The sequence below is a fragment of the Micromonospora maritima genome (assembly GCF_902825405.1).
GTDB lineage: Bacteria > Actinomycetota > Actinomycetes > Mycobacteriales > Micromonosporaceae > Micromonospora > Micromonospora maritima.
Genome location: NZ_CADEAU010000344.1, coordinates 1 through 5807 on the forward strand (window position 1 = coordinate 1; position 5807 = coordinate 5807).

Below are 5807 nucleotides of genomic sequence, written 5' to 3' on the forward strand. Positions count from 1 at the left end.
CGACCCGGTTTCCGGGCCGGTCGCAGGGCTCGCGGGCAGGTCCGGATCACCGGGCAGGCGGCGGGGGCCGGCCGGCGCCGACGCTGTGCCGGGCGGCCCGTCCGGTACGGCGGGCAGCCAGCCGCCGACCCGGATACCGGACTGCGTGAGTTCGTCCTCGGCCACGGACCCTCCCTCGGCCACCGCGCCGGCGGCCGTCACCGTGGCTCGCCGCAGGGCAGGATGACACACGCCCCGATCTTCGAGAAGCCGTCGACCCAGGCCAATTTCCCGACAGTCGCCGCGTGGCCGCCGCCGTTCCGGCGGGCCGGCTCCTGCCGAACGGACCGGTTGCCGCCACTTCCCCGAGGTGACGGGGTGATCGGGGCCGGTCAGCGCCGCTCGCGCCGGCGGAGCCCACGGTCGGGGTGCCAGCTCTCGATCACCAGGTGGTCCGGCGGCTCCCCGACCCGGGTCAGCACCACCTCGGTCACCTCGATCCGGAACCGGTGCGAGCCGTCCTCGGCCGGCGGCTCCTCGTGCGCCCGACCGGCGATCTTCGCGTCCCCGCCCCAGGCGGACGGATCGTCCGGCGGCGTGTCCTCGGTCGGGCTGTGCAGGGCCACCCGGGGATCGCGTCGCAGGTCGAGCGCCTTTACCGCGCCGGCCATGCTGCCCAGCCGGAGTTGCCCGTCGTCGCCGAAGTCGAACTCGGTGCCGCTGATCCGGGGCGAGCCGTCCCGCCGCAGCGTCGCCATCGTGCCGTGCTTACGGACGGCGAACCGGGCGCGCACCCGCGCCGCGAAGTCGGGCTCGGACGCCACCAGGTCGGACCACCACGTCATGGAGCCAGTCTGCCCGGCAAACCTGACAGGACGCGGCGACTTTTCCGGCGGTCTCAGCCGACCTGGAAGCCGAGCGCCTGGGCCAGCAGCACCGCCTGCTCGGCGTCGACCCGCGCGCCCGCCCGCTCCACCGCGGTCGGGTCGAGCGCGGACAGGTCGCTGCCCCGCAGGTCGGCGCGGGTCAGCTTGACGGCGTGCAACTGGGCGCCGGAGAGGTCGACGCCGGAGAGGACCGCGCCGGTCAGGTCGGCCCCGGTCAGGTCGGCCTCGCGCATCCGCACGTCGGTGAACCGCGCCCCGCGCAGGTCGGCGCCGGGCAGCGCGACGAAGGACCAGTCGCCCCGGTCGACCCGCAGCGGGCGCAGGTCGCAGCGGTCGAAGGTGCTCCCGACCAGCTTGCAGCCGGTGAACTCGGCCTCGAACAGGTTGCACCTGGTGAACGAGCACCTGGTGAACGCCGAGTCGGTGTGCCGGGAGGCGTTGAACGCCACGCTGCCGAAGACGCACTCGGTGAAGACCGCGCCCCGGCTGACCGCCTCGGTCAGGTCGACGTCGAAGAACTCGCAGCGCACGAAGTGGCGGTCGACCAGCTCTTCGGCGTACCAGTCCTGCTGGCGGTAGGTGGCGTCCTCGACCGGTTCGGGCATGCCGCCGACACTAGTGTGCGCGGCCGACACTTCCGGCCCGCCGTACCGGCCGGTAGGTTCGCGTCGTGAGTGTCGCAGTGAGCACCGAACCCGACCGTGTCGGCTTCGACCCCGCCCGCCTGGCCCGGATCGACGAGCACTTCGCCCGCTACGTGGACGACGGCCGGCTCGCCGGCTGGCAGATCGTCGTCACCCGGCGGGGCGAGATCGCCCACTCGGCCACGTACGGGCTGCGCGACCGGGAGGCCGGCACGCCGGTCGAGGCGGACACGCTCTGGCGCATCTACTCGATGACCAAGCCGATCACCTCGGTCGCCGCGATGATGCTCTGGGAGCAGGGCCGGTTCGAGCTGAACGACCCGGTCAGCCGCTGGCTGCCGGAGTTCGCCGACGTCCGGGTCTACGACCGGGGCTCGGTGCTCAAGCCGTACACCGTCCCGGCGACCGAACCGATCCGGATCTGGCACCTGCTCACCCACACCGCCGGCCTGACGTACGGCTTCGCCCAGGTCTCGGTGGTCGACGGCCTCTACCGGGCGGCGGGCTTCGACCTGGGCGTGCCGGCCGGCGCGGACCTCGCCGCGGCCTCGGCCGGTCTGGCCCGACTGCCGCTGCTCTTCCAGCCCGGCACGAGCTGGAACTACGGCGTCTCCACCGACGTGCTGGGCCGCCTGGTCGAGGTGGTCTCCGGGCAGTCGCTGGACGCGTTCTTCGCCGAGCGGATCCTGCGCCCGCTCGGGATGACCGACACCCGCTGGTGGGTCGACGGGGCGGACGCGAAGCGCCTGGCCGCCCTCTACGCCCCGCACCCGGCGACCGGCCAGGCGGTACGCGCCGACGGGATCGGCCGGGCCGCGCTGGCGGAGCCGAGCTGGCACTCCGGCGGCGGCGGTCTGGTCTCCACCGCCGCCGACTACCACCGCTTCACCCAGTTCCTGCTGCGCGGCGGCGAGCTGGACGGGGTCCGCCTGATCGGCCCCCGCACGCTGCGCTTCATGACCCGCAACCACCTGCCCGGCGGCCGGGACCTGGCCTCGTTCTCCCCCGAGGGGTTCAGCGAGACGGTCCTCGACGGGATCGGCTTCGGGCTGGGCTTCGCCGTGGTGCTGGACCCGATGCCGTCGCGGGTGCCCAGCAGCGTGGGCGAGTTCTACTGGGGCGGCATGGCCAGCACCGCGTTCTGGGTGGACCCGGTCGAGGAGGTCACCGCGCTGCTGTTCACCCAGCTCATGCCGTCGAGCACCCATCCGCTGCGCAGCCAGTTGCGCCAGCTCGTCTACTCGGCGCTCGTCGACTGAGCCGGTTCGGCGGAACTCCCGCCGCCCGCCGGTGGTCTGCCTAGCCTGTGAGGCATGAGCGACATCGTCGTGTTCGGCGCCGGCGGGACGGCGGGCTCACGGATCGCCGCCGAGGCGGTCGAGCGGGGGCACCGGGTCACCGCGGCGGTACGCCGCCCGGAGGCCGTCGGCTACCTGCCACCGGGCGTCCGCACGGTCACCGGTGACGCCACCTCGGCGCGGAGCGTACGCGAGCTGGCCGGGGAGGCGGACGTGCTGGTGGTGGCCATCGGTGGTGGGGAACGCGCGCTGTGGCGCGACGCCGCGCGGACGCTCGTCGACACGCTGCGCGAGCTGCCCGACCCGCCCCGGGTGATCCACGTCGGCGGCGGGGCGACGCTGCTCACCCCGACGGGCACCCGCTACCTGGACGAGCCGGACTTTCCCGCCGACTACCGCGACTCGGCCGAGGGCCAGGCCGACGCCCTGGAGTTCTACCGCTCCAGCGCCGACGGGGTGACCTGGACGTACGTCTCCCCGCCGCCGCTGGAGTTCCATCCGGGCGAGCGGACCGGGCACTACCGCACCGGCACCGACCACCCGGTGACCGACGCGCAGGGGCGCTCGGTGCTCACCTACGAGGACCTGGCGGTGGCGATCGTCGACGAGATCGAGAACCCGAGGTTCGGCAACGCGCGGTTCACCGCCGCGTACTGATCAGTCGGCGAGCCGGGCCGGGAAGCCGCCGGTGGCGATCGGCCCCCAGGAGGAGATCGTGACCCGGATCAGCGACTTGCCCTGCTTCACCATGGCCGCCCGGTACTCGTCCCAGTCCGGGTGCTCGCCGGAGATGCTGCGGAAGTACTCCACCAGCGGCTCCAGCGCCTCGGGCAGGTCGAGCACCTCGGCCGTGCCGTCCACCTGCACCCACGGGCCGTCCCAGTCGTCGGAGAGCACGCACGCCGAGACGCGCGGGTCGCGGCGGATGTTGGCCACCTTGGCCCGCTCCGGGTAGGTGGAGACGACCAGCCGGCCCTCGGCGTCGACCCCGCAGGAGACCGGGGAGGACTGGGGGCGGCCGTCGGCGCGGGTCGTCATCAGCACGACGCGGTGCCGGGGGCGGAGGAACTCGGTCAGGGCGTCCCGGTCGACCCGGGTGTTGCGCGCGATGCTGCGTGGCATGCCTCGGTTCTACCAGGCCGGCGGCCGGATCTCAGCGCGGGCGGCCGGCGGCCCGTCGCGGGGAGACCTGCGCCGGCACGCGGGGCCGCGCGGTCGGCCGCCAGGCACGGCCGTTGGCGTAGATCACCCGGAAACCGAGGTACGCGGCGAGCGGCGCCCAGTGCGCCGAGCCCATCCGCAGCTCGGCGGCGTTGTGCCGCTGCCCGTTTGCCAGCACGTCGAGCAGCACGGTCTCGAAGGCGGCCGACTCGACCCAGTCGACCTCGCGGGTGAAGCCGCAGACCAGCGCCGCCCCGGTGACGTCGAGGAACCCACGCAACGCGGCGTCCGAGGCGCGCAGCACCGAGCAGCTGCCGAAGTAGAGGCGGCGCCCCTCGCAACGGCCGGCCATCCGCTCCGCGACGTCGGATAGCTCCACCGAGTCCCAGTCGGTGAGGCAGAGCCGGCTCGGCTCGCCGTGCATGGCGAAGAAGCCGACCCGATGGTCCGCGTACTGCTTGAGCAGCCACCGGTCCAGGAAGTAGAACAGCTCGTCGCGGGTGGCGGCGTCCTTGTGGATGTAGCGGATCCGGCCCAGCCGTTCGAGCAGTTCGAGGGTGGGCAGGACCGAGCCCCGCTCGTTGAGGTCACGGTGCCACTGCCCCTCGACGCAGAACACGCCGCCACGCGCCAACGCCCACCTCCCCGGCCACGAGGGTCGCCGCCCGGGTAGCACCCCGGCCCGGCAGCAGACGTTACCGTCCCCGTCCGACAGGCGGCATCACCCTCGGTGTCACCCCGCGCGCGGATGGTGCCCGGCCGTCCGATTCACAAAACGCCGCTATTCACAGGCAATGCCCAGCAAAGAGCAAATGCGAGAACAATTTCCGCTAATCGCCGCGAAGACTCCCGTCGGCTGTCACGGTGAGAAGGACGGGACGTAGCGGTCGATGTGCCCGTCACCACCCCAGTTCCGCTCTCATCGGGAGGACTCTGTGCGCGTCAACACCCTGAAGCGGGCGGCCGTCGCGTTCGCGCTGGCCCTGCCCGGGGCCGCCGTCGCGACTGTCGTCGCCGCACCGGCGGCCCACGCCGACGGCTGCTACACCTGGCCCCGCACCCTGTCCCAGGGACGCTCCGGCGAGGACGTCCGGCAACTCCAGATCCGGGTGGCCGGCTGGGCCGGGTACGCCGGCGTCGTCCGGATCGACGGCAGGTACGGCCCGGAGACGGCCGCCGCGGTCAAGCGCTTCCAGTCCGCGTACGGACTGCGCGCCGACGGCGTGGCCGGACCGCAGACCTTCGCCAAGATCTACGACCTCCAGGACGACGACTGCACCCCGAAGCACTTCAGCTACAGCGAGCTGGACAACGGCTGCGGCAAGGGCGGGTGGAGCGGGGGCCCGCTCTCGTCGTCCGCCACCCGGGAGAACGCGGTACGCACGATGTGGAAGCTGGAGGCGCTGCGGCGCAGCCTCGGCGACAAGCCGCTCTACGTCTCCAGCGGCTTCCGCAGCATCGCCTGCAACAAGCAGGTCGGCGGCGCCTCGGACAGCCAGCACCTCTACGGCAACGCGGCCGACCTGACCTCGCGGGACCGGACCCTCTGCGAGATCGCCCGGTCGGCCCGGGACCAGGGCTTCAGCGGCATCTACGGCCCCGGCTACCCGGACCACGACGACCACGCGCACGTGGACTCGCGGCGGGAGAACACCAGGGACAAGACGGCGAACACCACCGACTGGTCGGCACCGGACTGCGCGGTCGACTGACCCGAACGGCGGCGGCCCGATGCGGGGGTGGGGGCTCCCCGCGTCGGGCCGCCGCCCGCGTGACCCCGGTACGGCGTGACCGACGCGCCGCCGCGACCCGAGGGACGGGCGTCAGCTCGCCCGGGG

At 73.4% G+C, this 5807-nt stretch carries 7 protein-coding genes; 3 read left to right on the top strand and 4 right to left on the bottom strand.

From position 1 onward, the window contains the following. Window positions 1-371: 371 nt before the first annotated feature. Both HUW36_RS23875 and HUW36_RS23880 read right to left on the bottom strand, forming a co-directional pair. Complete coding sequence (locus HUW36_RS23875; RefSeq protein WP_174530228.1) at window positions 372-824, bottom strand: pyridoxamine 5'-phosphate oxidase family protein; 453 nt, start codon at window positions 822-824, stop codon at window positions 372-374. Window positions 825-877: 53 nt separating this feature from the next. Then, window positions 878-1471 carry a pentapeptide repeat-containing protein gene (locus tag HUW36_RS23880; RefSeq protein WP_174530229.1) on the bottom strand — a complete coding sequence of 198 codons (594 nt, stop codon included), beginning with the start codon at window positions 1469-1471 and terminating at the stop codon, window positions 878-880. Window positions 1472-1536: 65 nt separating this feature from the next. On the opposite strand from HUW36_RS23880, the gene HUW36_RS23885 reads away from it, so the two are divergent. Both HUW36_RS23885 and HUW36_RS23890 read left to right on the top strand, forming a co-directional pair. Continuing rightward, window positions 1537-2769, top strand: coding sequence for a serine hydrolase domain-containing protein (locus HUW36_RS23885; protein WP_174530230.1), 1233 nt, complete (start codon window positions 1537-1539; stop codon window positions 2767-2769). A gap of 54 nt (window positions 2770-2823) precedes the next feature. Then, on the top strand, window positions 2824-3465 hold the full coding sequence (locus HUW36_RS23890) for an NAD(P)-dependent oxidoreductase (protein WP_174530231.1): 642 nt from the start codon (window positions 2824-2826) through the stop codon (window positions 3463-3465). Here the strand turns inward: HUW36_RS23890 and HUW36_RS23895 are convergent, their stop codons facing one another. Further along, window positions 3466-3930, bottom strand: a complete 465-nt coding sequence (locus tag HUW36_RS23895) for a PPOX class F420-dependent oxidoreductase (protein ID WP_174530232.1) — start codon at window positions 3928-3930, stop codon at window positions 3466-3468. A 31-nt stretch (window positions 3931-3961) separates the two neighbouring features. Beyond that, window positions 3962-4603: a DUF6642 family protein gene (locus HUW36_RS23900; RefSeq protein ID WP_174530233.1), complete on the bottom strand. Its 642-nt coding sequence runs from the start codon at window positions 4601-4603 to the stop codon at window positions 3962-3964. Between the two features lie 301 nt (window positions 4604-4904). Between HUW36_RS23900 and HUW36_RS23905 the strand changes: the two genes are divergently transcribed. Continuing rightward, window positions 4905-5681, top strand: coding sequence for a D-Ala-D-Ala carboxypeptidase family metallohydrolase (locus tag HUW36_RS23905; RefSeq protein ID WP_174530234.1), 777 nt, complete (start codon window positions 4905-4907; stop codon window positions 5679-5681). Window positions 5682-5807 lie beyond the last annotated feature (126 nt).

Bases quoted from the DNA above. Each gene is read 5' to 3' on its own strand.
- HUW36_RS23875 (WP_174530228.1), bottom strand. From the start codon at position 824: ATGACGTGGTGGTCCGACCTGGTGGCGTCCGAGCCCGACTTCGCGGCG.
- HUW36_RS23880 (WP_174530229.1), bottom strand. From the start codon at position 1,471: ATGCCCGAACCGGTCGAGGACGCCACCTACCGCCAGCAGGACTGGTAC.
- HUW36_RS23890 (WP_174530231.1), top strand. From the start codon at position 2,824: ATGAGCGACATCGTCGTGTTCGGCGCCGGCGGGACGGCGGGCTCACGG.
- HUW36_RS23895 (WP_174530232.1), bottom strand. From the start codon at position 3,930: ATGCCACGCAGCATCGCGCGCAACACCCGGGTCGACCGGGACGCCCTG.